The following is a 25603-nucleotide window of genomic DNA, read 5'->3' as shown; positions in this document are numbered from 1 at the left end:
GTGCCCGGCGCAGGGATCAAGCCTGACCGCCCGAAGCCGGGCACGGTCGCCCCCAGCCCCGAACAGCAACCACCAAAGACTCAGGCCGACGCCACCAACTCCACCTCGTACCCCTGACCGTCCGTCAGATACCCGGCGTACGTGTCGGGCCCGCCGGCATGCGGGTGACGGTCGGCGAAGAGCAGCTCCCAGCCGTACGCCGGGGCCTGCTCGACCAGCCGGTCCACGGCGGTGGTCGAACCGGCGTGGAAGGCCAGGTGGTTGAGCCCGGGGGCGAGCCGATCGTGACGGCGGCCGGTGAGGGCGGGTGATTCCTCCAGGACGAGATACGTCGGGCCGAGCCGCCACGATTGGCCGACCGGCCACTGCTGGAACGATGTCCAGCCCAACTCGCTCAGCAGCCAGCCCCAGCTACGTATCGCGGCGCTCAGGTCGGGTATCCAGACCTCCACGTGGTGCAGCGCACCAAGCGTCACCGGCCTCCGCCCGGCACCCATAGCACGTCTCCGTCCGGATTTGCCGTTCTTGAGAGGATAAAGAGCAGATCCGACAGGCGGTTGAGATACTTTGCCGGGAGGCTGCTGGTCCGGTCGGGGTCGTGTGCGATGAGGGCCCACGCCGACCGTTCGGCGCGCCGGGCGATCGTCCGTGCCACGTGCAGCAGTGCCGCGCCCGCGGTGCCGCCGGGGAGGATGAAGGAGTCGAGCTTGCTCAGGCGCGCGTTGTATTCGTCGCACCAGCCCTCGAGGCGCTCGACGTACTCCTCCGTGACCCGCAGCGGCGGATACTTCGGGTCCGGTTCGACCGGGGTGGAGAGGTCAGCGCCCACGTCGAACAGGTCGTTCTGGATCAACCCCAGCACCCGGCGCAGCTCGTCGTCGAGCTGGCCCAGGGCGAGTGCCACGCCGAGCGCGGCGTTGCACTCGTCGACGTCGGCGTACGCGGCGATCCGCGGATCGTTCTTCGGCACCTGCTCGTTGTTGCTCAACCTGGTCATGCCGGCGTCGCCGGCCTTGGTGTAGATGCGCGTGAGGTGGACGGCCATGACGCACAGCCTACGGATACCGGACCTGACGATCCCGGCACGGCCGGACGCCGGCACGGGTTGGCCCGCGGGTGTCGGCCCGGGTGACGCCGGTGACGCCGCCGTCGCCGACGTCGACGTCATCCGGGTACGCGGTCGCGCCCGGCTGGCCGGCACGGTGCACGTGGTGGGTGCAAAGAACTCGGCGTTGAAGTTGATGGCCGCCGCGCTGCTCGCCCCGGGCCGCAGTGTGATCACCAACGTTCCCCGGATCACCGACATCGCGATCATGGGTGAGGTGTTGCGTCGCCTCGGTTGCGGCGTACGGTTCGACGTCGACGATCCGGTGGACCCGATGGTCACGGTCGGCGGGGTGGCCCGGTCCCGTTCGGTCACCATCGATGTGCCGGAGCAACCGGGCGTCGAGGCCGACTACGACCTGGTCCGCCGGCTGCGAGCGTCGATCTGCGTGCTCGGTCCGTTGCTGGCCCGACGCGGATATGTGCGGGTGGCCCATCCGGGCGGTGACGCGATCGGCTCACGGGGTCTGGACATGCACATCTCCGGGCTGACCCGGATGGGTGCCGAGATCGCCGGAGAGCACGGCTTCGTGATCGCTTCAGCTCCCGACGGATTGCGGGGCGCGGAGATCGTGCTGGACTTTCCCAGCGTCGGGGCGACCGAGAATCTCATCATGGCGGCGGTGCTGGCCGAGGGCACCACCGTGATCGACAACGCGGCCCGCGAGCCCGAGATCGTCGACATCTGCACGATGCTCCAGCGGATGGGTGCGCTGATCGACGGCGAGGGCACCTCGACCATCACCATTGTCGGCGTACCCCGGCTGAGTCCGGTCCGGCACGCCACGGTGGGGGACCGGATCGTCGCGGGGACCTGGGCGTTCGGGGCCGCGATGACGCGGGGCGACGTCACCGTGACCGGCCTCGACCCCGCGTTGCTGGAGGTCGCGCTCGACAAGGTGGTCATGGCCGGCGGCCTGGTGGAGACCCGGGCGGACTCCTTCCGGGTACGGATGGACGAGCGGCCCCGGGCGGTGGACGTGGTGACGCTGCCCTATCCGGGCTTCGCCACGGATCTGTTGCCGATGGCGATCGGCCTCGCCGCGCTCAGCGAGGGCGCCTCCCTGATCACTGAGAACATCTTCGACGGCCGGTTCATGTTCGCCAACGAGATGATGCGGTTGGGCGCGGACATCAAGACCGACGGGCATCACGCGGTGGTACGCGGCCGGGAGCGACTCTCCGGCGCGCCGGTACGCGCCACCGACATCCGGGCCGGCGCCGGGCTGATCATCGCCGGGCTCTGCGCCGACGGGGTGACCGAGGTGTCCCACGTGCACCACGTCGACCGGGGCTATCCCGACTTCGTGGCCGACCTGCGGGCACTCGGCATCGAGGTGGAGCGGGCCACCGCACCGGAGGAACCCGAACTGACCATCTGAGTCGCCTTATCAATCGTTCAGGCTCGCCGACTAGGGTGCAGACAGACACTCATTCGCAGCGAGGGAGAAGCAGTATGGCGGGTCGACTCGCGGTCATCGGCGCCGGATTGATGGGTTCGGGCATCGCCCAGATGGCGGCTCAGGCGGGCTGGCAGGTGGTGCTGCGGGACCTGGACGACGCGGCGACGAAGCGCGGTCTGGACGGCATTCGACGGTCGTTGGCGAAGTTCGCTGAGAAGGGCAAGCTCTCCGACGACGATGTCGAGGCGACGCTCGGGCGGATCACCCCCACCACTGACCTGGAGGCGGCGGCCGACGCGGACATCGTGGTCGAGGCGGTCTTCGAGAAGTTGGAGATCAAGCACGAGGTGTTCCGCGCGCTCGACAGGATCTGCAAGGCGGACGCTGTGCTGGCCACGAACACCTCGGCGATCCCGGTGACGCAGATCGCGACGGCCACCGAACGTCCGGAGGCGGTCGTCGGCACCCATTTCTTCTCGCCGGTGCCGATGATGAAGCTCTGCGAGTTGGTTCGTGGCTACAAGACCAGCGACGCCACCCTGGAGCGGGCGAAGTCCTTCGCCGAGGAGATCGGCAAGACCGTCGTGGTGGTGAACCGCGACATCGCCGGTTTCGTCACCACTCGGCTGATCTGTGCCCTGGCCATGGAGGCGGTCAAGCTGGTCGAGGCGGGAGTCATCTCGGCCGAGGACCTGGACACCGCCTGCAAGCTCGGCTTCGGGCACGCGATGGGTCCGCTGGCCACCGTCGACCTGACCGGTGTCGACGTGCTGCTCAACGCGACCCGCAACATCTACACCGACACCGCCGACGAGAAGTTCTTCCCACCGGAGTTGCTCCAGCGCATGGCCACCGCCGGCGACCTGGGCCGCAAAACCGGCCAAGGCTTCTACTCGTACTGACCCGCTGCGGTGGAGGGCCCGGCCGGGCCCTCCCCGTGGCTCAGCCGTCGCGGCGGGTGGTCCACCGGAAGGTGGTCAGGCAGAGCACCAGGCCGATCACGCACCAGATTGCCAGCACCACGGCGACGCGGGTCAGCTCGAACGACCCGCCGGGTTCGTCAGCGCCGAAGCTCTCCGGCAGGAAGACCGCACGCAGCCCCTGGCACATCCACTTGAGCGGGAACAACGCCGCCACCTGCTGCATCCAGGACGGCAGGTTGGTGAAGACGAAGAAGACCCCGGAGATGAACTGGAGCACCAGCGCGACCGGGGTGACCACCGCCGAGCCGCTGCGGGCGGTCCGGGCCAGCGACGAGATGGCGATGCCGCAGAGCGTGCAGGCGGTCACGCCCAACGCGCTGACCCAACCGAAGGTCAGCCAGGCCGTGGTGGTGCTCGGCAGGTTCAGGTCGAACAGCGTCACCGACACCGCGAGCAGCAGCGCGGTCATCACCACGCTGGTCACCAGCACCATGATCACTTTGCCGGCGAACCAGACCCACTTCGGCATCGGCGTGCCCCGGTAGCGCTTCAGCACCCCCCGGTCCCGCTCGATCGGGATCCAGATGCCGAGGTTCTGAAAGCTGACGGTCATCAGGCCGGTGGCGATCATGCCCGTGATGAAGTACTGCGTGTAGCTCACCCCGGGCGCGATCTCCTCGTCGAAGATCGACGCGAAGATCAGCACCATGATGAGGGGGAAGCCGAGCGTGAACACGACGGACTCGCGGCTGCGCAGAAACTGCCGAATCTCCAGCCGCCCCTGGCGCAGGGCGAGGCCGGTCCGGCCGCTCCGGCGGGGAGGCGCTGCCGCGGTGACCGGCTCCGCCGGTGTCGTCGTGGTGGTCATCGGTGTCCGATCATCGTCAGGTAGATGTCCTCAAGAGTGGGCCGGGTGACGGTCAGGCCGGGCACCTCACCGCCGAAACGCGCGGCGAGTTCCGCCACCAGCGCCGTCGGCGTGGCGCTCTGCGCGCTGTCCAGGGTGCCGTCCGGCGTACGCCAGGAGACCGTGGCCAGCGCCTCCTGCCGGTTGCCGAGGCGGTTCGGTGCGGCCACCTCGACCAGTCGGCCACCCGCGATCACACCCACCCGGTCGGCGAGTGCCTCGGCCTCGTCCAGGTAGTGGGTGGTCAGCACGATGGTGGTGCCGGCCGCGGCGAGATCGCGGATCAGCTCCCAGAACTCCCGCCGGGCTTCCGGGTCGAAGCCGGTGGTCGGCTCGTCGAGGAAGAGCAGTTCCGGGCGGCCGACGATGCCGAGCGCCACGTCGAGGCGACGCTTCTGGCCCCCGGAGAGGGTGTGCGTACGGGCGCGTGCCTTGGCGCTCAACCCGACCCGCTCGATCACCTTGTCGGGGTCGTCGGCGTCGGCGTAGAAGCCGGCGAAGTGGTGCACCACCTCGGCGACGCAGAGTTCGTCGAACTCCCCGGTGCCCTGGAACACGATCCCGACCCGTTCCCGCCAGTCGCGCGTCGGGTGGGCCGGGTCGACGTCCAGGACGCGCACCTCGCCGGCGTCGCGTTGGCGGTAGCCCTCCAGGATCTCCACGGTGGTCGTCTTGCCCGCGCCGTTCGGTCCGAGCAGGGCGAACACCTCACCCCGGTGGACGTCCAGGTCCAGGCCGGCGACCGCGGGACTGTCACCGTACGTCTTGCGCAGGCCGCGGACGCGGATCGCGACGTCGTCACTCATGCCGTCAAGTGTGCGGCGCGTCATCACCCGGCCTCCGCACCGGGGGTGGTGGTACCCACCACAGAGGGCGGGTTGTACCAGGGCGTCCGACCCATCGCGCTGTGTGGTTTTGCACAACCCGACGTACTGGACGGTAACTTACACTCCGGCAATGGATGAGAAGTCACTCCCGGGCCGGCTGCCGGAACGTGACCGCCCCTGGGTGATGCGCACGTACGCGGGGCATTCCTCCGCCGCCGCGACCAACGCGCTCTTCCGCCGCAACCTGGTCAAGGGACAGACGGGCCTGTCGGTCGCTTTCGACCTGCCCACCCAGACCGGATACGACCCCGACCACGAACTCGCCACCGGCGAGGTCGGTCGGGTCGGCGTCCCGGTGTCGCACCTGGGCGACATGCGAGCGCTCTTCGACGGCATCCCGCTGGCCGACATGAACACCTCGATGACCATCAACGCGCCGGCGATGTGGCTGCTCGGCCTCTACGGCACGGTCGCCACCGAACAGGGCGCCGAACTCGCCCGCTGCGCCGGCACCACTCAGAACGACATCATCAAGGAGTACCTCTCCCGGGGGACGCACATCTTCCCGCCAGCCGCCTCGCTGCGGCTGACCGCCGACGTGATCGCGTACGCGCTGCGCGAGATGCCGCGCTGGAACCCGGTCAACATCTGCTCGTACCACCTGCAGGAAGCCGGGGCCACCCCGGTGCAGGAGGTCGCGTTCGCGCTGGCCACGGCGGTGGCGGTGCTCGACGCGGTACGCGACGGCGGTCAGGTGCCGGCGCAGCGGATGGGCGACGTGGTGCAGCGGATCTCGTTCTTCGTCAACGCCGGAGTGCGCTTCGTCGAGGAGATCGCCAAGATGCGGGCGTTCGGCGCGTTGTGGGACGAGATCACCCGCGACCGGTACGGCGTCGAGGACCCGAAGCAGCGCCGCTTCCGCTACGGCGTGCAGGTCAACTCCCTCGGTCTGACCGAGGCCCAACCGGAGAACAACGTGCAGCGCATCGTGCTGGAGATGCTGGGGGTCACCCTCTCCCGGCAGGCGCGGGCGCGGGCGGTGCAACTACCGGCCTGGAACGAGGCGCTCGGCCTGCCCCGCCCGTGGGACCAGCAGTGGTCGCTGCGCATGCAGCAGGTGCTCGCGTACGAGTCGGACCTGCTGGAGTACCCGGACCTGTTCGACGGCTCGCACGTGATGACCGCCCTGGTCGACGAGATCGTCACCGGTGCCCGGTCCGAGTTGGCGACGGTGCTGGAGATGGGTGGCGTGGTCGCCGCGGTGGAGACCGGCTACCTCAAGAGCGCCCTGGTGGCCTCCCTGGCGGATCGGCGGCGACGCATCGAGGCCGGCAGCGACGTCGTGGTCGGCGTCAACCGGTTCACCGAGACCGAACCGTCACCGCTGACCGCCGCCGGTGCCGAGGCGGTCGTGCAGGTCGACCCCGCCGTGGAGACCGCCGCCTCAGCAGCCGTACGCGCCTGGCGGGCCGACCGCGACGCGGCGGCCGTGGACGCGGCACTGACCCGGCTGCGCGCGGACGCCGCGACCGACACGAACCTGATGGACGCGACCCTGGCGTGCGTGCGCGCGGGGGTGACGACCGGCGAGTGGGCAGCGGTCCTGCGTCAGGTCTTCGGCGAGTACCGGGCCCCGACCGGTCTGGCGGGTGGCGCAGCCAGTGGCGCCGACGAGGGTCTGGCCACGGTCCGTGCCCGGGTCGCCGCCACCGCCCGGGATCTGGGCAGTGGACGACTGCGACTGCTGGTCGGCAAGCCCGGCTTGGACGGGCACTCCAACGGCGCCGAGCAGATCGCGGTACGTGCCCGGGACGCCGGCTTCGAGGTGGTCTACCAGGGCATCCGGCTCACGGCAGGGCAGATCGTGGCCGCCGCGGTGGAGGAGGACGTGGACCTGGTCGGGCTCTCCGTGCTCTCCGGCTCGCACCTGGCGGCGGTGCCCGCGGTGCTCGACGGCCTGCGGGCCGCCGGCCGCCCGGAGTTGCCCGTGGTGGTCGGCGGCATCATCCCCACCGGCGACGCCGAGCGGTTGCGCGCGGCCGGGGTGGCGCGCGTGTTCACGCCGAAAGACTTCGCCCTGACCACCATCATCGATGAGCTGGTCACCGTCATCCGCCAGGCGAACGACCTGTGCAGGTAAGGAAGGGCACCCTGTTAACGCCTCGTGTATAGCAAGGGCCCCCTGCTAACACGAGCTGCTTACCGAGCCTGACAGGTCAGCGGTGGCTGTAGGTCATGCAGTCGGCCATGTCGGCGTCGGGGCCGACCCGGATCGAGGGTGCCTGGCATTCCAACTGCTCGTTGTGCCGGCAGTCGGCGCGCTGGCACGCCCCGACCTGAGCGATCTGCCCGTCGAGGCCGGCCCGGACGGCGGGCATCTCGATGAAGGTGTGGCAGTGGGCGTGGTCCAGGCTGCCGATCGTGATAGCGAAGGCGTGGCAGTCGCCGGTGTGGTTGTACGCACAGGCGGCGACCACACACTCCTGGACCCGCGGCATCTCCATTGCTGCGGTCATGACCCAACCCCCTCCGGTCGATTGCCCCAATTTTAGGCTTTAGGGCTGGTTGGGGTGGCGATTCGGCTGAGTCGGTGGTGCGCGGTCAGACGCGGAAGCCGGCCTCGCGTGCCGCCTTCCGCTCCCGACGTCGGTCCGCCCGGCGGCGCAGCAACCACGGCAGGAAGAGCACCATGCCGACCAGGAAGGCGAGCACCAACACCGGCAGGATGATCGCGACGAACGACATGACCACGCTGGTGGCGTCCTCGGCGGTGCTCGCCACCGGCGCGCCAAAACCGGCCGTGGCCGCGTTGATCACCGGTCGGGCCGCCGATTTCAGCAGATGTACGCCGAGCGCGATCAGCACCCCGACCAGCACCGGCAACCATTGGCCGCCACCGGCGAAGAAGCTGTCCGGGTCACTCACGGTCACGGTTTCGGACGCGGAACCGGCCCCGAACGCCAACCCGCCGGCCGTCGGCCGGACGACCGTCTGGACCACGTCGTTGATGTGGTCCACCACGGGAACCTTGTCCGCCACCACCTCGACGACCAGCAGCACCGCGAGGATGCCCAGCACCCACTCGTTGCCGAGCCACTGCCACCCGCCAGGCAGGTCGATGACACTGGTGAACCGGGCCATCAGACCCATCACCAGCAACGGAACGTAGGCGTTCAGCCCCGCCGAGGCGGCGAGGCCGGTACCGGTGAGTACTTCGAGCACCATCACAGCATCGCACCGGCGCGCCAGCGCCGCTGGGTGGCGACGACCGGTGACTCGGCTACCCTGCTCGGGTGCGGTTGGTGATTGCGAAATGCTCGGTGGACTATGTCGGACGGCTCTCGGCCCACCTACCGCCGGCTACCCGGCTGTTGATGGTGAAGGCGGACGGATCGGTGTCCATCCACGCCGACGACCGAGCCTACAAGCCGTTGAACTGGATGAGCCCGCCGTGCCGGCTGGAGGAGGCCCCTGGCGTCTGGCGGGTGGTCAACAAGGCCGGCGAGGAGCTGCGCATCACGCTGGAAGAGATCTTCCAGGACACCTCGTACGAGCTGGGTGTCGATCCCGGGCTGCGCAAGGACGGTGTGGAGGCCCACCTCCAGGAACTGCTGGCGGCCAACCCTGAGACGCTGGGCGACGGGTTCACCCTCATCCGCCGCGAGTACATGACCGCCATCGGGCCGGTCGACCTGCTCTGCCGGGACGCCGATCAGGGCACGGTCGCGGTCGAGGTGAAGCGTCGTGGTGAGATCGACGGAGTGGAGCAGCTCACCCGCTACCTGGAACTGCTCAACCGGGATCCGTTGCTCGCACCGGTCGCCGGGGTCTTCGCCGCGCAGGAGATCAAGCCGCAGGCGCGGGTGCTCGCCACCGACCGGGGGATCCGCTGCGTGGTGGTCGACTACAACCGGCTGCGCGGCATCGAGCGCGACGAGCTGACCCTCTTCTGAATCACGCCCGGATCACCGGCCGTAGAGCAGCTTGATCGCCTTGACCAGCCGGGCGACGTCGGCCGGGGTGCGCTCGAACGTGGTCGAGGGCAGCAGGGAACGGCCCCGGCGGCGGGTGACGGACTTGGCCCGGGCGAACTCGCGCAGCCCGTCCTCGCCGTGGATCCGACCGAAGCCGGACTCGCCGACGCCGCCGAACGGCAGGGTGGACATGCCGGCGAAGGTGAGGGTCGAGTTGACCGAGGCCATGCCGGAGCGCAGCCGCCGGGCGATCGCCACCGCACGCCGCTGACCGAAGACCGAACCACCCAGCCCGTACGGCAGGGCGTTGGCCCGGGTGACTGCCTCGTCGACGGTACGGACGCGGTTGACCGTCAGGGTGGGCCCGAAGGTCTCCTCGCGTACGGCGGCGGCGTCCTCCGGCACCTCGACCAGCACGGTCGGATGTGCGTACGGCGGTTGTACCGCGTCCGGCCCCCCGAGGACGGCACGACCACCACGAGCCACCGCGTCCTCGATGTGTCGCCGGATGACGTCGAGTTGACTCGGCATGGTGATCGGGCCGATGTCGGCGTCCCCCGGGCCGACGGTGAGACGTCCGGCGCGCTCGACGACCTTGTCGACGAACGCGTCGAAGACCGGCTCCACCGCGTAGACGCGTTCGATGCCGATGCAGGTCTGCCCGGCGTTGGTCATCGCTCCCCAGACGCAGGCCTCGGCGGCGGCGTCCAGGTCGGCGTCGGCGTCCACGATCATGGCGTCCTTGCCGCCGGCCTCCAGCAGCACCGGGGTCAGCGACTCGGCACAGGCCGCCATCACCTTCTTCGCGGTGGCCGTCGAACCGGTGAAGGCGAGCTTGTCGACCCCGGACCGGCACAGGGCCGCGCCGACATCGCCGAGACCGTGCACCACGGTGAGCACCGGGTGCTCGGGCACCACCTCGGCGAAGCTGTCGACGAGCCACTGACCGACGACGGGGGTGTACTCACTCGGCTTGAAGACCACCGCGTTGCCCGCCGCCAGTGCGTAGGCGATGGAACCGATGGGGGTGAAGACGGGATAGTTCCACGGTCCGATTACGCCGATCACGCCGTGCGGCTGGTATTCCAGGTGGGCCGAGAACTCGGCCAGGACGAGGCGGGAGCGGACCCGACGGGGGCCCAGCACCCGCCGGGCGTTTCGGGCCGCCCAGTCGACATGCTCCACCGCGGTCACGATCTCCACGAGCGCGTCGGCGACCGGTTTGCCGCCCTCGGCGTTCATCAGGCCAGCCAACTGCTCCATCCGCTGCGCGAGCAGCCGTCGCCAGCGCAGCAGCCGCTCGCGTCGCTCGGCGAAGCCAAGCCCCGCCCACCACTGACCGGCGGCGCGGGCCCGCTCAACGGCGCGTTCGACGTCCACCGCGGTGGCGACCGGAACGCGGCCCGCTTCGTCGCCCGAGGCCGGGCTGCTGGAAACCAGGTGGTCGCCCTGGATCGTCGGGGTGCCGGGGGGTCGCACAGCCGTCATGGCGGAAGTTTAGACCTGAGAATTACTCATCGGTAGGGGAGGGGAAACGGGCGAATCCTCCGACCTTCTGGGTGGTTGAACCGGACGAACCTCTTGTTCGGCTCGGTAACTCCGGCACTGATCGCCATGGAAGATGTGAACACAAAGCACCCGGACGGTTACCGATAGGCGTCCGGCTGGACGGTGGAGGTGAACACCTGGTGGTGACACGCTGACCCGGGATCGTCGCACGGGTGGAGGAGCTGACTGTCCATGGAGGAACATCCGCAACTGATGCCGCTGTTGACGGTGGCTGCCGGGCCGATGCGGGGACAGCGCTTCCGGCTGCCGCGTCGGCCGCAGGTGATCGGTCGCGATCCAGCGGTCGACATCGTCGTGCACGACCCGCACCTGAGCCGTCGACACGTCGAGATCTGGCGGACCGGTGAGGGATCCTCCCTGGTGGATCTCGGATCCACGAACGGCACCTGGGTCAACGGCCTCCGGGTCACCGAAGTGATCCGCCTCAGCGACGGCGACGTGATCCGGATCGGCGGCACCGAGTTGAGGTTCTTCGACCCGAGCGTGGCCCGGACAGACCCGGTGGGCCTGAGTTTCGAGCTTCCCCGTCAGGAGCGGCGTCCGTCCCGACCGCTGCCCGCCACGGTCGCCACTCCCGTGGTCCCCGGGCCGGCCGGCGCACCGGACTCCGCAGCCGCGGTCGGCGTCCGCCGCTGACGACTGGAGGCGGCCACCCCATCCGGTCCGGTCGCCTGACTGCCGGCCGTCTCGTCCGGTCGGGTCGCCTGACTGCCGGCCGTCTTGTCCGGTCGGGTCGTCTGGCCGTCGGCCACCCAGAATTGTCCGGACGTGTGGTTGCCGGCCACATCGACCGACGGTGTCTACCGTGACAGGATGCCGCGGATGGAGACTCAGCGGCAGATGGTCACCGCGAACGGGATCACCCAGTCCGTCCGGGTAGCCGGACCCGCGGACGGTGTGCCGGTGCTCCTCGTGCACGGCAACTGTTCCTCGGCCGCCTTCTGGGAGCCGTTGGTGCGCCGCCTGCCGGAAACCATGCGGGTGGTCGCGCCAGATCTGCGTGGCTACGGTGCCACGCAGACCGCCCCGGTCGACGCCAGCCGTGGCCTGACCGACTTCGCCGACGACGTGGCCGCGTTGCTCGACGAGCCGGGACTCTTCGCCGAGGGGGCCCGGCCCGTGGTGGTCGGCCACTCGCTCGGTGGAGGAGTGGCGATGCGCCTGCTGGTGGACCACCCCGACCGTGTCGCCGGGCTGCTGCTCGCGGCACCCGTGTCCCCGTACGGCTTCGGAGCCACCCGCGACCTGGTCGGCACCCCGACCACGCCCGACCTGGCCGGCTCCGGTGCCGGCACGGCGAGCGGCGACTTCGTCGCGCGGCTGGTCGCCGGCGACCGCAGCGCCGAGGCGCGGACCAGCCCGCGCAGTGTGCTGCGGGCCGCGTACGTGGCAGATCCCTGCTCTCTCGGCGACGACGAGGAACTGCTGCTCGACAGTGTGCTCTCCACCGCGACCGGCATGGACAACTACCCGGGCGACGCGGTGGCCTCGCCGAACTGGCCGGGTAGCGCGCCGGGCGGTCGTGGGGTGCTCAACGCGCTTGCGCGCTTCCGGGTCGCCGAGGAGCTGGTGGCCGTGACGCCCAAACCGCCGGTCACCTGGATCCGCGGTGACGCCGATGTGATCGTCTCGGACACCTCGCTGTTCGACCTGGCACAACTCGGGGCGCTGGGTGTGGTGCCCGGCTGGCCAGGGGCGCAGGAATGTCCGCCGCAGCCGATGATCGGGCAGACCCGAGCGGTGCTCGACCGGTACGCCGATGCTGGCGGCACCTACCGGGAGGTGGCGCTGCCCGGCTGCGGGCACAGCCCGCACCTGGAACGCCCGACGGAGTTCGTCGCGGAGCTGTGCGCCCTCGCCGGAGTCGATCCGGTCTGACGCCGACAGCCCGCGACTCGTCGGGAATCGGGCATCGGTGACATGTGCCACCGCGTCTCGATAGCGATCCGCCACGTGGCAGACTCGCGCCCATAACCTTAGCGGCCGTTCACGTCCGGCCGTGTCGTTGCGGACAGGGGAGGGCGGGTCGTGGCGCGCGAGTTCACCAGCGTGGGTGTGGTGGGTCTGGGCACCATGGGTGCCGGCATCGTGGAGGTCTTCGCCCGTAACGGCATCGACGTGGTGGCTGTGGAGATCTCCGACGCGGCACTCGACCGTGGGCGGGCGATCCTGACCGGCTCGACGGACCGGGCCGTGGCCCGGGGCAAGCTCGCCGAGGCCGACCGGGACGCCCTGCTGGCCCGGGTCAGCTTCGCCGTCGGACTGGACGCGCTGCACTCGGTGGACCTGGTGATCGAGGCGGTACCCGAGTACCTCGACCTCAAGCAGCGGATCTTCGCCGAGCTCGATCGTGTCTGCAAGCCCGAAGCCATCCTCGCCACCAACACCTCGTCGCTGAGCGTCACCGAGATCTCCGTGGCGACCGCCCGCCCCAACCAGGTCGTCGGCATCCACTTCTTCAATCCGGCACCGGTGATGAAGCTGGTCGAGGTGGTACGCACGGTGGTCACCTCCGCTGACGTGGTGGCCGACGTGGAGGCGCTCTGTGAGCGACTCGGCAAAATCGACGTCACCATCAGCGACCGGGCCGGGTTCATCGCCAACGCGTTGCTCTTCGGCTACCTGAACCACGCCGTCGACCTGTTCGAGTCCCGGTATGCCACCCGCGAGGACATCGACGCTGCGATGAAGCTCGGCTGCGGACTGCCGATGGGTCCGCTCGCGCTGATGGACCTGATCGGCCTGGACACCTCGTACGAGATCCTGGACACCATGTACCGGCGTGGTGGCCGGGACCGTCGACACGCCCCGGTGCCGTTGCTCAAGCAGATGGTGACCGCCGGGCTGCTCGGACGGAAGTCCGGCCGTGGTTTCTACACCTACGAGCGGCCCGGCTCGGCGAAGGTCGTACCGGACGAGCAGACGCCGACCACGACGCAACCGGCACCGACCGACGCGGCTGCGACGAAGGTGGGCATCGTGGGTTCCGGGACGATGGCCACCGGGATCATCGAGGTCTTCGCCACGGCCGGCTACGAGGTCGTCTCGGTGACCCAGGGGGCGGAACAGCCGGGCGAGGTCTTCGAGGCGGTGCAGACCTCGCTCAACAAGGGGGTCGATCGGGGCAGGCTCAGCGAGACGGACCGGGACGCCGCGCTCGGCCGGATCTCCTGGTCGGCGACGCTGGAGCAGCTGGCCGACGTCGATCTGGTGGTCGAGGCGGTGGTCGAGGAGCTCAGCGTCAAGAAGGCTCTCTTCGCCAGCCTGGACGAGATCTGCAAGCCGGGTGTGGTGCTGGCGACCACCACCTCCTCGCTGCCGGTGATCGAGATGGCGATGGCCACCCAGCGCCCGGCCGACGTGGTGGGCCTGCACTTCTTCAACCCTGCCCCGGCGGTGCCGCTGGTGGAGATCGTCCGGACGATCCGCACCTCCGCCGAGACCGTCGCCACCGCTCAGGCCGTCAGTACAACGTTGGGCAAGACCGGTGTGGTCTGCGGTGACCGTGCCGGTTTCATCGTCAATGCGCTGCTGTTCCCGTATCTCAACGATGCGGTGCGGATGCTGGAGGCCAGCTACTCCACCGTCGACGACATCGACCACGCGATGAAGCTGGGCTGCGGTTACCCGCTGGGCCCGTTCGAGCTGCTCGACACGGTGGGCCTGGACGTGGCGCTGGCCATCCAACGGGAGCTGTACCTGGAGCTGCGCGAGCCCGGTCTCGCTCCGGCGCCGTTGCTGGAGCACCTGGTCACCGCCGGTTACCTGGGCGGCAAGATTGGCCGCGGCTTCCGCGACCACACCCGCCGCTGAGCGGCCTGCGGCCCGCCGCCCGTACGCTTGACGACGTGAGTCCCCGTCGTAACCGCCCCCGTCGCGACGACGCGGTGCGCCTCGACCCCGAGCGCGCCCGGCACGGCGTCGCCGCGGTCCAGCAGTGGCGGGACGGCGAGTGGCAGGTACGCGGCATCAGCGGCGGGGCATCCACCAAGACGTACCGCTGTCCCGGGTGCGACCAGGAGATTCGCCCCGGCGTGGCGCACGTGGTGGCCTGGCCGGCGGACGGCCAGGGCGACCTGACCGACCGGCGGCACTGGCACACCGGCTGCTGGCGTGCCCGCGACCGACGAGCCCCGGTGATCCAGCGCGGACGGCGGAACGGGAGACTGGAAGCATGAGTTCACCGATCCGTGCCTCCTCCATCCTGCCGGGGCACCGGGAGGACATCGAGCTGCACACCGCCGATGACCTGCGGCTGGTCGGCGAGCTGGCCCGTCCGGTCGACCGGGAGCCGGCCGCGACCCTGGTCTGCCTGCATCCGCTGCCCACCCACGGCGGGATGATGGACAGCCACGTCTTCCGTAAGGCGGCCTGGCGACTGCCCGCCCTGGCCGACCTGGCCGTGCTCAGGTTCAACACCCGGGGCACCAGCAGCGTGCGCGGCACCAGCGGGGGCAGCTTCGACTCCGCTGTCGGCGAGCGCTTCGACGTCGCCGCCGCCATCGAGTACGCCGAGTTCCACGAGCTGCCCAACATCTGGCTGCTGGGCTGGTCGTTCGGCACCGACCTGGTGCTGCGCTACGGCTGCGACCCGGCGGTGACCGGCGCGATCCTGCTCTCCCCACCGCTGCGCTTCGCCGGCCCGGACGACCTGTCCACCTGGGCCGAGTCGGGCAAGCCGCTGACCGCGCTGGTGCCGGAGTTCGACGACTACCTGCGGCCGGAACAGGCTCGGGAGCAGTTCGCGGCGGTGCCGCAGGCCGAGGTCGTCGGCGTACCCGGGGCCAAACACCTCTGGGTCGGAGACGCCGAAACCGTGCTGGACGAGGTGGTCCGGCGGGTCAATCCGGCCGTGCCGGTGCCGCTGCCGACCACCTGGGACGGCCCGATGGAGACCGGCGACGCCAGCGCGTACGCCGATCGGACGGTTGCCGCGTTCGCCGACACCCCGGTGTCGGGTCCACCACAGCGCCGGGCCGACTGAGGTCCTCCGGTCGTTGGTTCGCCCCGGCTCGACGGTCAACAGGCCCCTGGCAGGGAAGAAGCACCTCAACGAGTGGCTCCGCTTTGTGCCGGCCCAGTAGGCCTCACCTCGGTGGACCTCACCTCGGTAGGTCTCTGGCTGGTGGGGCTCGGCTGGGTCTGGTTCGGCTCGGCAGGTTTGGGCTCAGTGGTTTCGGCTGGGTGGGGTTCGGCTGGGTCTGGTTCGGGCTCGGCAGGTTTGGGCTCAGTGGTTTCGGCTGGGTGGGGTTCGGCTCGGCAGGTTTGGGCTCGGTGGTTTCGGCTCGTAGGTCTCGGCTGGGACGCGGCGGGCTTCTGCTGCATCGTCCGGTGGCCCCGTCGGGTGTTCGGCGGTGCTGGCGGATCGGCACCGGTTGTCGATGGCGGGCCCGGAGGGGCGACCTGCCCGCGATCAGCGTCGTCGCGACGCGCCAGCCGGGCGGGCCAGCACCCGCGACTGCCGTGTCGCTGCGCTGTCCCCGTGTTGTGGTGCGGGCACGCTGTCGAGCCGAAGGCGCGGGCGGATCAGCGCGAGCAGGCGTGGCGGGCACCCGGCCGCTTGAGTGTGGCGACAACGGACCGCCAGGTCGACGGGGCGACGCGAGCGCCCGGCCCGCTTGAGTGTGGCGACGACGGACCGCCAGGTCGACGGGTGAACGCGAGCATCAGGGCCTGCCGGTCCTTGCTGTCGGACGGCCACCACGTCGGGCGGGTTGTCGGCCACCTCCATGCAGTCGGTGTTGCCGCTGTGGGTGGGAGGCGAGCCAGGTCGCGCCAATCAAAGGCGTGACTTCATCAAACTGTCAACCATGCCGGATCCGTTCGGGTGGCCCTACCCAAGCCAGCCGGTGGGTAGATTTGTTGCTGCTCTGGCGACAACAGATCTACCCACCTCCTTCCTCGCCGGATCCTGTTGTGTCCAGTGAGCGTGCGGCCGGACCACGGCGACCAAGCTGATCACAATCCAACTCCCTCTACCGCCCGACCAACCAAGTCACCGGCCGCACCAGGTGCTGCCGTACCGACGGGGCCGGCCCCGGCCGTGCGCGCCTGCTGCGGCGCCCGGAGCACCAACACAAACTGGTCGCTCTGTCGATCTACCTCGCCGCGAGGTACGAGGCCAAGCGCGACCTGAACCACCCCAACCCGCACGACGCCCCTGCTCGCCGATCATGCACTTGTGGTTGTTGATTTGCCCCCTGCTGCACTTTTCGTCACGTGCCATAACTGCATGATCGCCGGGAGCCGGGCGGGGGAGGGCGGGCAGGGGAGGGAAGGGAGGGGTGGGAGAGAGGGGGTGGGGGGTGGGGTGGGGTGGGTCAGTCGGAGGTGACTTTGCTGGGCTTGGCGCTGCGCTCGTCCGTCGTTGGTTTGGTCGGGCGCTTGCCGTTTTCGCCGGTGCTGGTGATCTTCGTCGGGGTGGCACCTCGGCCCCCCTCGCCGGGAACCGCCGCCACCGTTGGTTCGCCGTCCAGTCCCTCGCTCGCGGTACCTCCGTCGACGCTGGTCGGCTCGGCTGCAGGCCTGGTCGGCGAGGGATTCTCGACCGTGGTGACCGGTTCCGCCACCGGCTTCGTCGCCGGCCCGGCGTCGTCCCTGCTCGGGCGGTCAACGGCCGCGCCAGCGCCGGCGTGGCCGCCATCGCCCGAGGCACCATCGTCGCCCGGGGCACCGTCGCGCATGCCATGGCCCGAGGCACCGCCCAAGGCACCCTCGCCGCCCGAGATGCCGTCGCGCACGCCCGAGGCGCCGTCGCGCACGCCCGAGGCACCGCCCAAGGCACCGTCGCCGCCCGAGGCGCCGTCGCGTACGCCCGGGGTGCCGTCGCGCATGTTCTCGTCCGGGGTGCCGTCGTTGCGACTGGTGCCGGCGTCGCCGGTCGGGGGGACGGTCAGTTTGTCGCCGGTCGCGCCATCGCTGGAGGTGCCGCTGCCGCTCGGGGTAGTGGCCAGCTTGTCGTCGACGGGTTGGGCGCCGTTCGCGGAAGCGACGGTGAGGCGTACCCCGTTGGGGGAGGCACTGGCGACGGCCGGTGCGGGTGCGGCCGAACCGTCGGGCGTCGACGGGGCCTGTAGCCGCAGGCCGAGCAGCTTTCGCTCCAACTCGTCGGACTCCTGCCGGGACTTCCACGTCTCCTGCCGCAGGTCGGCGAGCTGCTGCTGGGCCTTGGCGATTTCCAGCATCACCTGAGCGAGTTGCTGCCGACCGGCCGCAGCTTCCTGCTGCGTGGCGGCGAGGTGCTGCTGGGTGGTGGCGAGGTGCTGCTGGGTGGTGGCCGCGTACTCCTCGAACTGGCGGCGGGACGAGGCGACGTACTCGTCCGCCTCCCGCCGTACGGCGGTGACGTGTTCGTCCGCCTCGCGTCGGGTGGTGTCGGCGTACTGGTCGGCATCGTGGTGGGTGCTGGCCGCGTACTCGTCGGCCTCGCGCCGGACGGTGGCGACGTACTCCTCCGCCTCGCGCCGCTTCGCGGTCGACTCGGCTTCCGCTTGGCGCAGCAGCTCACCGGCCTGTTCCTCGGCCCGCCCACGCACGGTGGCGGCCTCCTGCTCGGCAGCCTGACGGATCTGGGCGGCACCCTGCTCGATTTCGTTCTTGCGCGCGGTGTATTCCGACTCCAACTGCGCCCGGCGGGTCTCGAAGTCGGACTCCAACTCGGCGGTACGGGTGCGTACCCGCTCGTCCAGTTCCGTGCTTCGGGTCTTGTACTGCTTCTCGAGCTGATCGCGGCGGGAGGTGAACTCGCGTTCGACGGCCGCCTTGCGCTCGGTCAGCTCCCGGTCGGCCGCCTCGCGGCGGCTGTTGACCTCCTTCTCCACCCCGGCCCGCCAGGCACCCAACTCCTGCTGTGCCTGCGCCCGGGCGTGCTGCACGTACGCCTCGGTCTCGCTGCGCATCCGCTGGGCGTACGCCTCGGTTTCGGCGCGGGTGCGCTTTGCCGCTTCGGTCGCCTGGGTGCTCAGCCGCTCGGCTTCCTGGCGGGCCTTGTTACGGGCGGCCCGGCCGGCTTCGGCGGCGTCGTCGATGATCTGCTTGGCCTCCTGCTGGGCCTTGGCATGGGTGGCCCGGCCGGCCTCGGTGGCCTGGTCGACCAGCCGTCGCGCCTCCTGCTGAGCCTTCGCGTGCACCTCTTTGGCGGCGTCGCGAAGCTGGGTGGCCTCCTGCTGGGCGGTGGCGAGCGCCTCACGGGCCGCCTCCCGCAGCTTGGTCGCCTCCTGCTGGGCCCGACTGTGGATCTCCTTCGCCGCGTCCCGTAGCTGGGTGGCCTCCTGCTGCGCCCGGGCCAGCGCTTCCTGGGCGGACTTGCGCAGCCGGGCGGCCTCCTCCTTCGCGGACTTCGCGGCGGCTTCCGACTCCGACCGCCGTGCCTCGGCCTGCCGCTCCTCCTCCGCCCGCCGAGCGGCCAGGGCGATCTCGAAGTCCTTGAGCGCGGTGGCGGCTGCGGCGCGGGCCTCCTCGATGATGTGCTCGGCGGCGGCCCGACGGGCTTCGATCTCCTCGTTGGCGGCGGAGAGGATGTCCTCGGCCTGTTCCTCGGCGAGCGTGAGGATCTGCTCCACCCGTGGACCGAGGTGCCGGAAGGCCGCCCGGTCGACGACCCCGACCTGCTTGCGCACCTGGGCGAGGTCGCGTTGCAGCACCTCGACCTGGCCAGCCAGCTTGTGGATTTGGGTGTAGGCCTGTTCCCGCTCGGCCGCGAGTGTCTCGATTTCGTGTTCCGCACGAGCGGCGTACCGGTCGACCTGTCGTTTGTCGTACCCCCGCAGGGCCAACTCGAAGTTGGGTTGGGTGGTCACGTCTCCGCTGAGCGCGAACAGATCCTCGCCGTGCGACATGCTCCCATCCTCACACGCATCGGGCCCTCCTGGGGCGATACGGACGCCCCTGTTGGGAGCTACTTCACGACCCGGGAGGGCTCCGCTGACGCAGGGCGGCGCGGGGTGTCACCGGTCACCCGATGTCACCCCGCGCCGTAGATCATGCCCCGGGGAACCTGGTCAGCTGGTGGTTTCCGCAGCCACCTTGTCGTCGGTCCCGTCCGTCTCCTTGGCGGCCGGCTTGTCGGCCTCGGCAGCGGCGGCCTTGTTGGGTACGCCCGGAACGATGCCAGCCAGCCCGGAGAGCATCTGCCCGAGCTGCGAGGTGACGGCGTCCTTCTGCCGGGTGAGGTCCTCGACCTCGCGGCGCGCCGCCTGGGTGGTCAGCTCGGCCTCGGTGCGGGCCTCGTTGAGCAGGCGCTGCGACTCGGCGCGGGCCTCGCTCAGCGTCCGCTCGGAGAGCGCCTTGGCCTTCTCCACCGTCTCGGTGGCGGTGCGCTCCGACTCGACCCGGCGGGCCTCGGCGCGCTGCTCGATCTCCTTGGCCCGGTCCTGCGCGGCCCGAGCCCGCTGCTCGGCTTCGCTGACCAGCTTCTGGGTCTGCGCCACCTGGGCGGCGTGCCGCTCCGACTCCTCGCGCTCGGCCTTCTCCCGCCGCTCCGCGAGCTGCAGCTCCAGCGCCTGGAGGTCCTTGTCGCGCTTGTCGCGGGCGTCGGTGAGCAGCTTCGTCGCCTCCGCGCGCTTCTCCTCGGCCTCACGGGCGGCCTTGGCCCGCTGCTGGGTGATCTCGCGTTCGGCGGTGGCACGCAGGGTGGCCACCTCGCGTTCCACGGTGGACTTCAGCTCGGCGACCTCGTGGGCGGTCACCGTACGCAGCTGCTTGGTCTCCCGGTCCGCGTCGGCGCGCAAGGTGTCGGCCTCGCGTCGGGCCTGGACGCGTACCTCGGCGGCCTCGCGCTCGGCGGCGGTGCGGACGTTGCCCGCCTCCCGCTCGGCGGTCGCCTTCATGGCCGCCGCCTCGGCGCGCGCCTTGTCGGTGATCTCCCGTGCTTCGAGGCGGGCGGCGGAGAGGATCCCCTCCGACTCGCGCTTGGCCTCGTTGCGGTGGTCGTTGGCCTGCTCCTCGGCGAGTCGGAGGATCTGCTCGACCCGGGTGCCGAGGCCGGACAGCGTGGGCCGGCTGTTCTCCTCCAGCTGCTTGCTGGCGTCGGTGAGCTTCTGCTCAAGCGCCGTGAGTCGCTGCTCGGACTGCCGGAGCCGGCGCTGCGCGTCGTTGAGCGCCTGCTCGGCGTCGGCGCGGTCCTTGTTGGCCTGGCTCAGCGCGGCGTTCAGCCGGCCGATGAAGTCGTCGACCTGGCCGGGGTTGTATCCGCGCAGGCCAACCGTGAAATCTGGCTGCGAGTTCGCGTTTTCGAAGAACGCGAGAGGGGAGGACTTCTGCTGGGGCATTGGGACATACTGGCAGACCCCCCGGGGTGCCTGGCAAGAGCGTGCCGTCCGCATTACATGGTCAACTCCGCCGGGTGGCCCACCGCGCGATCTTGCCAGCTCCGGGGGCGAGCCGGACGGACGGAGCGTGTTCCGGAAAAGAGCCGTGGGGCATGGTCCCACGGCCCTTTGTTTCCGGCGTCAGACCGATCGCACGAATGGACTCGGACCGGTCGTGGGAAAGTCAATCGGCGATCACCGAATGGCCATCGGCGGCTCGGCCGTCAGGTCAGTGCCCGCGGAACCGGTTGATGGCCTCGGCGTGGCGAGCGCGCAGCTCGGGGTCGCGTACCCCGAGTCCGTCCTCAGGGGCCAGACAGCGGACGCCGACCTTGCCCTGATGGGCGTTGCGATGCACCTCGTACGCGGCCTGGCCGGTCTGCTCCAGGGCGTACGTCCTGGATACCGTGGGGTGGATCCGGCCCAGCGCCACCAGCCGGTTGGCCTCCCAGGCCTCGCGGTAGTTGGCGAAGTGGCTGCCCACGATGCGCTTGAGGTGCATCCAGAGGTAGCGGTTGTCGTACTGGTGCAGGAAGCCGCTGGTGGAGGCGCAGGTGACGACGGTTCCGCCGCGCTTGGCGACGTAGACGCTGGCGCCGAAGGTCTCCCGGCCCGGATGCTCGAAGACGATGTCCGGGTCCTCGCCGCCGGTGAGTTCCCGGATCCGCTCGCCGAAGCGGCGCCACTCGTCCGGCTCCTGGGTCTGCTCGTCCGACCAGAACCGGAAGCCCTCGGCGACGCGGTCGATGACCAGCTCGGCGCCCATCCGCCGGCACAGTTCCGCCTTCTCCGGTGAGGAGACGACGCAGACCGGGATGGCACCACCGTTGCGGGCCAGCTGGGTGGCGTAGCTGCCCAGGCCGCCCGAGGCGCCCCAGATCAGCACCACGTCGCCCTGCTTCATGTTCGCGCCGTGGTGCGACACGAGCTGGCGGTACGCGGTGGAGTTGACCAGACCCGGGCTGGCCGCCTCCTCCCAGCTCAGGTGCGCCGGCTTGGGCATCAGCTGGTTGGCTTTGACCACGGCCAGCTCAGCCAGGCCGCCGAAGTTCGTCTCGAACCCCCAGATCCGTTGCTGCGGGTCGAGCATCGTGTCGTCGTGACCGGCCGCATCCTCCAGTTCGACCGACAGGCAGTGGGCCACCACCTCGTCGCCCGGACGCCAGCGGCTCACTCCGGCACCGACCCGCAGCACCACGCCCGCCGCGTCCGAACCGACCACGTGGTACGGCAGGTCGTGCCGGCGGGCCAGCTCGGAGGTGCGGCCGTAGCGCTGGAGGAACCTGAAGGTGGACAGCGGCTCGAAGATGCTGGTCCAGACGGTGTTGTAGTTGATGGCGCTGGCCATCACCGCGACAAGTGCCTCGCCCGGGCCCAGCTCGGGGGTCGGCACCTCCTGTAGGTGCAGCGCCTTGCGGGGGTCCTTGTCCCGAGTGGGCACGCCGTCGAACATGCGCGTCTCCTCGGCCCGGACCACCACGCCCCGATAGCTCTCCGGTACCGGCAGGCCGGCGATGCCAGCCAGCTCGCGTGCCGGGTCGACCGACCCGTCCGCCGCCATGATGGCCTCGAGGATGTCCTGCACGGTGACCTCCGGTTCTCGCCGCGCTGGCGGCGGGCCTGGGGCTGCCATCGTCAACGCCGGTCGACGGCCATCACCATGTCGGCCGGCGACACATCCCGCGTCTTCGAGCTAGTGAGACCGGAGGTTACTGAACGGTAGCTTGGGTCGAAAGGCTCCTGTGAAAAAGTGCATCGGTCAGGGTGACTCGGCGGGTTGAACCAACTCGATCAGAACGCCGCCGGCATCCTTGGGGTGGACGAAGTTGATCCGGGAGTCGGCGGTGCCCCGTTTCGGGGTCTCATAGAGCAGTCGTACGCCACGCTCACGCAGCGCCGCGCAGGCCGCGTCGATGTCGGCCACCGTGTACGCCACCTGCTGGACGCCCGGACCGTTGCGGTCCAGGAACTTCGCGATCGTCGACTCCGGGGACAACGGCGCGAGCAGCTGCACACAGCCGCCCTCGGCGTCCGGCCCGACCGTCAGCATCGCCTCACGGACACCCTGCTCGGGGTTGGTTTCCTCGTGTACGCAGCGCATCCCGAAGGTGCGCTGGTAGAAGTCGACGGCGGCGTCGAGGTCGGCCACCGCGATCCCGACATGGTCGATGCGGAGCAGTCCGACGTCTGTGACATAGTCGGCAGCGGGCTCGACGGGGGAGTTCTCAGGCATGACGTTAGTCTGGCCGAACAGTCGTTAAGGCGTACAGGTCGGCACCCCCTCGGAGGCAGGTATGGCTTCGGTGATCGTCAGCGGCGCGCGGACCCCGATGGGGCGCCTGCTGGGCAACCTCAAGGACCTACCGGCGACGAAGCTCGGCGGCATCGCGATCTCCGCCGCGCTCGAACGGGCGGGAGTCGCACCCGACCAGGTGCAGTACGTGATCATGGGCCAGGTGCTCCAGGCCGGCACCGGGCAGATCCCGGCCCGGCAGGCGGCCGTCGAGGCGGGCATTCCGATGTCCGTACCGGCCCTGACCATCAACAAGGTCTGCCTCTCCGGGCTCGATGCGATCGCCCTGGCCGACCAGCTGATTCGAGCCGGTGAGTTCGACATCGTGGTGGCCGGCGGTATGGAGTCGATGACCAACGCTCCGCACCTGCTGCTCGGCCAGCGCGCGGGCTACAAGTACGGCGATGTGGTGATCAAGGACCACATGGCGCTCGACGGGCTGACCGACGCCTGGGACTGCTGCTCGATGGGAGAGTCCACCGAACGGCACGGCAGCGCCCGGAGCATCAGCCGGCAGGAGCAGGACGAGTTCTCGGCCGCCAGCCACCAGCGTGCCGCCGCCGCACAGAAGAACGGCCACTTCGCCGAGGAGATCACTCCGGTGGTCATCCCGCAGCGCAAGGGTGACCCGCTGGTGATCAGCGAGGACGAGGGCATCCGGCCGGACACCACCGCGGAGTCCCTGGCCAAGCTCCGCCCGGCGTTCACCCCCGACGGCACCATCACCGCCGGCAGCTCCTCGCCGATCTCCGACGGGGCCGCCGCGGTGGTGGTGATGAGCAAGGCGAAGGCCAAGGAGCTGGGCCTGGTCTGGCTGGCAGAGGTGGGGGCGCACGGCAACGTGGCCGGCCCGGACAATTCCCTACACTCGCAGCCGTCCAACGCCATCCAGCACGCCCTGCGCAAGGGAGGTCTGAGCGTCTCCGATCTCGACCTGATCGAGATCAACGAGGCGTTCGCCCAGGTCGGCATCCAGTCGACCCGTGACCTTGGGATCAGCCCTGACAAGGTCAACGTCAACGGTGGCGCGATCGCGCTCGGTCACCCGATCGGCATGTCCGGCGCCCGGCTGGTGCTCACCCTCGCGCTGGAGCTCAAGCGGCGTGGCGGTGGCACCGGAGCGGCGGCGCTCTGCGGCGGCGGGGGCCAGGGCGACGCACTGATCATCCACGTTCCCGACCCCACCGAAACCGATCTGTGAGCGAGTCGAACCCCGTCCCGGCGTCGGCCGCCCGCTCGGTGCGCCGCAGCCGGGACGTACCAATGCTTGTCGAACGGGCCCGCGACGGTGACCCCCGCGCGGTCGCCCGGCTGATCACCCTGGTCGAGTCGGGCGACGAGACGCTGCCGGCCATCGCCGCGGCGCTCGCACCGCACACCGGGCGGGCACAGGTGATCGGCCTGACCGGCTCCCCGGGCGTGGGCAAGTCCACCACCACCAACGAGTTGGTCCGTGCCCTGCGGGCCCGTGGTCACCGGGTCGGCGTGTTGGCCATCGACCCGTCCAGTCCGTTCACCGGTGGTGCGATCCTCGGTGACCGGGTGCGGATGCAGGACCATGCCACCGATCCGGGCGTCTACATCCGCTCGATGTCCAGCCGAGGGCATCTCGGCGGTCTGTCGGCGGCCACCCCGCAGGCGGTCCGGGTGTTGGAGGGCGCCGGCTGCGACGTCGTGCTGGTGGAGACCGTCGGGGTCGGGCAGGCGGAGGTCGAGGTGGCCTCGCTGGCCGACACCACGCTGGTGCTGCTCGCACCGGGCATGGGCGACGCGATCCAGGCGGTGAAGGCCGGCATTCTGGAGATCGCCGACGTCTTCGTGGTCAACAAGGCCGACCGGGACGGCGCCGACGCCACCGTCCGGGACATCCAGGGCATGATCGCCCTCGGCGAGCGCGGACCAGGTCAGTGGCGTCCGCAGGTGGTGCGGGCGATCGCCGCCCGCGGCGAGGGCATCGACGACATCGCCGCCGCCATCGACAAGCACCGCGCCTGGCTGGTCGAGCACGACGAGCTGCGGCGTCGGCGTGAGGCGCGAGCCGCCGCCGAGGTCGAGGCGATCGCGCTCGGCGTGCTCCGCGCCCGGATCGGCTCGCTGCGCGACGGTACGCAGTTGTCGGCGCTCGCCACCGAGGTGGCGAGCGGTGCGACCGATCCGTACGCCGCAGCCGAGGCACTGCTCGCTCAGCTCTCCGGATGACCACGTCCACTGCGGACCGGTGAAGACCGTTAGGCTCGCACCGCCGCGCGGTTGCGCGGGTGCTGCGACGGCCGCTGGGGGATAGATGGACCACGAG

The 25603-nt window shown here is 70.2% G+C and carries 22 protein-coding genes; 11 read left to right on the top strand and 11 right to left on the bottom strand.

Translation table 11 applies throughout. The annotated features are described in order from the left end of the window. Nucleotides 1-80: 80 nt before the first annotated feature. A complete protein-coding gene (locus Vlu01_RS25105; protein WP_204003991.1) occupies nt 81-497 on the bottom strand; it encodes a VOC family protein in 417 nt (138 codons plus the stop codon). Beyond that, the gene (locus tag Vlu01_RS25100) at nt 473-1045 is read right to left on the bottom strand and encodes a cob(I)yrinic acid a,c-diamide adenosyltransferase (RefSeq protein WP_204003988.1); all 573 of its coding nucleotides are present in this window, start codon (nt 1043-1045) and stop codon (nt 473-475) included. Before Vlu01_RS25100 ends, Vlu01_RS25105 begins: the two co-directional genes overlap by 25 nt. Between Vlu01_RS25100 and murA the strand changes: the two genes are divergently transcribed. Both murA and Vlu01_RS25090 read left to right on the top strand, forming a co-directional pair. After that, nucleotides 1044-2486: a UDP-N-acetylglucosamine 1-carboxyvinyltransferase gene (gene murA, locus Vlu01_RS25095; RefSeq protein ID WP_204003986.1), complete on the top strand. Its 1443-nt coding sequence runs from the start codon at nt 1044-1046 to the stop codon at nt 2484-2486. The two genes, Vlu01_RS25100 and murA, sit on opposite strands and share 2 nt — an antisense overlap. Nucleotides 2487-2560: 74 nt before the next feature. Further along, the gene (locus tag Vlu01_RS25090) at nt 2561-3409 is read left to right on the top strand and encodes a 3-hydroxyacyl-CoA dehydrogenase family protein (RefSeq protein ID WP_204003984.1); all 849 of its coding nucleotides are present in this window, start codon (nt 2561-2563) and stop codon (nt 3407-3409) included. 40 nt (nt 3410-3449) lie between these two features. Here Vlu01_RS25090 and Vlu01_RS25085 read toward each other — a convergent pair whose 3' ends face one another. Together Vlu01_RS25085 and Vlu01_RS25080 are read right to left on the bottom strand one after the other, a co-directional pair. Then, entirely contained in the window at nt 3450-4298 is an 849-nt protein-coding gene (locus Vlu01_RS25085) for an ABC transporter permease (protein ID WP_204003982.1), read from the bottom strand. Beyond that, nucleotides 4295-5143 (bottom strand): ABC transporter ATP-binding protein, encoded by an 849-nt coding sequence (locus tag Vlu01_RS25080; RefSeq protein WP_204003980.1) that lies wholly within the window; start codon nt 5141-5143, stop codon nt 4295-4297. The genes Vlu01_RS25085 and Vlu01_RS25080 overlap by 4 nt, the downstream gene beginning before the upstream one ends. 151 nt (nt 5144-5294) lie before the next feature. Between Vlu01_RS25080 and Vlu01_RS25075 the strand changes: the two genes are divergently transcribed. Beyond that, entirely contained in the window at nt 5295-7304 is a 2010-nt protein-coding gene (locus Vlu01_RS25075; RefSeq protein WP_204003978.1) for an ethylmalonyl-CoA mutase, read from the top strand. A gap of 76 nt (nt 7305-7380) precedes the next feature. Here Vlu01_RS25075 and Vlu01_RS25070 read toward each other — a convergent pair whose 3' ends face one another. After that, on the bottom strand, nt 7381-7680 hold the full coding sequence (locus Vlu01_RS25070; RefSeq protein ID WP_204003975.1) for a DUF1540 domain-containing protein: 300 nt from the start codon (nt 7678-7680) through the stop codon (nt 7381-7383). An 85-nt stretch (nt 7681-7765) separates the two neighbouring features. Then, a complete protein-coding gene (locus Vlu01_RS25065; protein WP_204004026.1) occupies nt 7766-8386 on the bottom strand; it encodes a DUF4126 domain-containing protein in 621 nt (206 codons plus the stop codon). A 71-nt stretch (nt 8387-8457) separates the two neighbouring features. Here Vlu01_RS25065 and nucS point away from each other — a divergent pair, with 71 nt between their 5' ends. Further along, nucleotides 8458-9117, top strand: coding sequence for an endonuclease NucS (nucS, locus tag Vlu01_RS25060; protein ID WP_204003972.1), 660 nt, complete (start codon nt 8458-8460; stop codon nt 9115-9117). A gap of 12 nt (nt 9118-9129) precedes the next feature. On the opposite strand, the gene Vlu01_RS25055 is transcribed toward nucS, so the two are convergent. After that, on the bottom strand, nt 9130-10626 hold the full coding sequence (locus Vlu01_RS25055; protein ID WP_204003970.1) for an aldehyde dehydrogenase family protein: 1497 nt from the start codon (nt 10624-10626) through the stop codon (nt 9130-9132). A gap of 252 nt (nt 10627-10878) precedes the next feature. On the opposite strand from Vlu01_RS25055, the gene Vlu01_RS25050 reads away from it, so the two are divergent. The 5 genes from Vlu01_RS25050 to Vlu01_RS25030 all read left to right on the top strand — a co-directional run bounded on the left by Vlu01_RS25050 (nt 10879) and on the right by Vlu01_RS25030 (nt 15691). Then, a complete protein-coding gene (locus tag Vlu01_RS25050; RefSeq protein WP_204003968.1) occupies nt 10879-11343 on the top strand; it encodes an FHA domain-containing protein in 465 nt (154 codons plus the stop codon). 177 nt (nt 11344-11520) lie between these two features. Next, on the top strand, nt 11521-12585 hold the full coding sequence (locus Vlu01_RS25045) for an alpha/beta fold hydrolase (RefSeq protein WP_373307511.1): 1065 nt from the start codon (nt 11521-11523) through the stop codon (nt 12583-12585). Between the two features lie 150 nt (nt 12586-12735). Next, nucleotides 12736-14520, top strand: coding sequence for a 3-hydroxyacyl-CoA dehydrogenase family protein (locus Vlu01_RS25040; protein WP_204003964.1), 1785 nt, complete (start codon nt 12736-12738; stop codon nt 14518-14520). Between the two features lie 74 nt (nt 14521-14594). Next, entirely contained in the window at nt 14595-14885 is a 291-nt protein-coding gene (locus Vlu01_RS25035) for an Rv1322 family protein (protein ID WP_204004024.1), read from the top strand. Then, nucleotides 14882-15691 (top strand): alpha/beta hydrolase, encoded by an 810-nt coding sequence (locus tag Vlu01_RS25030; RefSeq protein ID WP_204003962.1) that lies wholly within the window; start codon nt 14882-14884, stop codon nt 15689-15691. The genes Vlu01_RS25035 and Vlu01_RS25030 overlap by 4 nt, the downstream gene beginning before the upstream one ends. Before the next feature lie 1336 nt (nt 15692-17027). On the opposite strand, the gene Vlu01_RS25020 is transcribed toward Vlu01_RS25030, so the two are convergent. The 4 genes from Vlu01_RS25020 to mce all read right to left on the bottom strand — a co-directional run bounded on the left by Vlu01_RS25020 (nt 17028) and on the right by mce (nt 23247). Further along, complete coding sequence (locus tag Vlu01_RS25020) at nt 17028-19544, bottom strand: coiled-coil domain-containing protein (protein WP_204003960.1); 2517 nt, start codon at nt 19542-19544, stop codon at nt 17028-17030. 162 nt (nt 19545-19706) lie between these two features. After that, nucleotides 19707-20975, bottom strand: a complete 1269-nt coding sequence (locus Vlu01_RS25015) for a DivIVA domain-containing protein (protein ID WP_204003957.1) — start codon at nt 20973-20975, stop codon at nt 19707-19709. A gap of 268 nt (nt 20976-21243) precedes the next feature. Continuing rightward, a complete protein-coding gene (gene ccrA / locus Vlu01_RS25010) occupies nt 21244-22599 on the bottom strand; it encodes a crotonyl-CoA carboxylase/reductase (RefSeq protein WP_204003955.1) in 1356 nt (451 codons plus the stop codon). Nucleotides 22600-22773: 174 nt separating this feature from the next. After that, a complete protein-coding gene (gene mce / locus Vlu01_RS25005) occupies nt 22774-23247 on the bottom strand; it encodes a methylmalonyl-CoA epimerase (RefSeq protein ID WP_204003953.1) in 474 nt (157 codons plus the stop codon). A gap of 61 nt (nt 23248-23308) precedes the next feature. On the opposite strand from mce, the gene Vlu01_RS25000 reads away from it, so the two are divergent. Together Vlu01_RS25000 and meaB are read left to right on the top strand one after the other, a co-directional pair. Next, nucleotides 23309-24508, top strand: coding sequence for an acetyl-CoA C-acetyltransferase (locus Vlu01_RS25000; protein ID WP_204003951.1), 1200 nt, complete (start codon nt 23309-23311; stop codon nt 24506-24508). Between the two features lie 62 nt (nt 24509-24570). Next, nucleotides 24571-25506 carry a methylmalonyl Co-A mutase-associated GTPase MeaB gene (gene meaB / locus Vlu01_RS24995; protein ID WP_239096109.1) on the top strand — a complete coding sequence of 312 codons (936 nt, stop codon included), beginning with the start codon at nt 24571-24573 and terminating at the stop codon, nt 25504-25506. The last annotated feature ends 97 nt before the right edge of the window (nt 25507-25603 follow it).

The sequence above is a fragment of the Micromonospora lutea genome, assembly GCF_016863535.1.
GTDB lineage: Bacteria > Actinomycetota > Actinomycetes > Mycobacteriales > Micromonosporaceae > Micromonospora > Micromonospora lutea.
The sequence above is the reverse complement of the archived record's forward strand: the minus strand, read 5'-3'. Positions and strand labels throughout refer to the sequence as shown.

Bases quoted from the DNA above. Each gene is read 5' to 3' on its own strand.
- Vlu01_RS25080 (WP_204003980.1), bottom strand. From the start codon at position 5,143: ATGAGTGACGACGTCGCGATCCGCGTCCGCGGCCTGCGCAAGACGTAC.
- Vlu01_RS25070 (WP_204003975.1), bottom strand. From the start codon at position 7,680: ATGACCGCAGCAATGGAGATGCCGCGGGTCCAGGAGTGTGTGGTCGCC.
- meaB (WP_239096109.1), top strand. From the start codon at position 24,571: ATGCTTGTCGAACGGGCCCGCGACGGTGACCCCCGCGCGGTCGCCCGG.
- Vlu01_RS25000 (WP_204003951.1), top strand. From the start codon at position 23,309: ATGGCTTCGGTGATCGTCAGCGGCGCGCGGACCCCGATGGGGCGCCTG.
- Vlu01_RS25015 (WP_204003957.1), bottom strand. From the start codon at position 20,975: ATGCCCCAGCAGAAGTCCTCCCCTCTCGCGTTCTTCGAAAACGCGAAC.
- Vlu01_RS25020 (WP_204003960.1), bottom strand. From the start codon at position 19,544: ATGTCGCACGGCGAGGATCTGTTCGCGCTCAGCGGAGACGTGACCACC.
- Vlu01_RS25085 (WP_204003982.1), bottom strand. From the start codon at position 4,298: ATGACCACCACGACGACACCGGCGGAGCCGGTCACCGCGGCAGCGCCT.
- Vlu01_RS25045 (WP_373307511.1), top strand. From the start codon at position 11,521: ATGCCGCGGATGGAGACTCAGCGGCAGATGGTCACCGCGAACGGGATC.
- Vlu01_RS25075 (WP_204003978.1), top strand. From the start codon at position 5,295: ATGGATGAGAAGTCACTCCCGGGCCGGCTGCCGGAACGTGACCGCCCC.
- Vlu01_RS25100 (WP_204003988.1), bottom strand. From the start codon at position 1,045: ATGGCCGTCCACCTCACGCGCATCTACACCAAGGCCGGCGACGCCGGC.
- Vlu01_RS25055 (WP_204003970.1), bottom strand. From the start codon at position 10,626: ATGACGGCTGTGCGACCCCCCGGCACCCCGACGATCCAGGGCGACCAC.
- murA (WP_204003986.1), top strand. From the start codon at position 1,044: ATGACGCACAGCCTACGGATACCGGACCTGACGATCCCGGCACGGCCG.
- Vlu01_RS25050 (WP_204003968.1), top strand. From the start codon at position 10,879: ATGGAGGAACATCCGCAACTGATGCCGCTGTTGACGGTGGCTGCCGGG.
- Vlu01_RS25030 (WP_204003962.1), top strand. From the start codon at position 14,882: ATGAGTTCACCGATCCGTGCCTCCTCCATCCTGCCGGGGCACCGGGAG.
- Vlu01_RS25105 (WP_204003991.1), bottom strand. From the start codon at position 497: ATGGGTGCCGGGCGGAGGCCGGTGACGCTTGGTGCGCTGCACCACGTG.
- mce (WP_204003953.1), bottom strand. From the start codon at position 23,247: ATGCCTGAGAACTCCCCCGTCGAGCCCGCTGCCGACTATGTCACAGAC.
- Vlu01_RS25090 (WP_204003984.1), top strand. From the start codon at position 2,561: ATGGCGGGTCGACTCGCGGTCATCGGCGCCGGATTGATGGGTTCGGGC.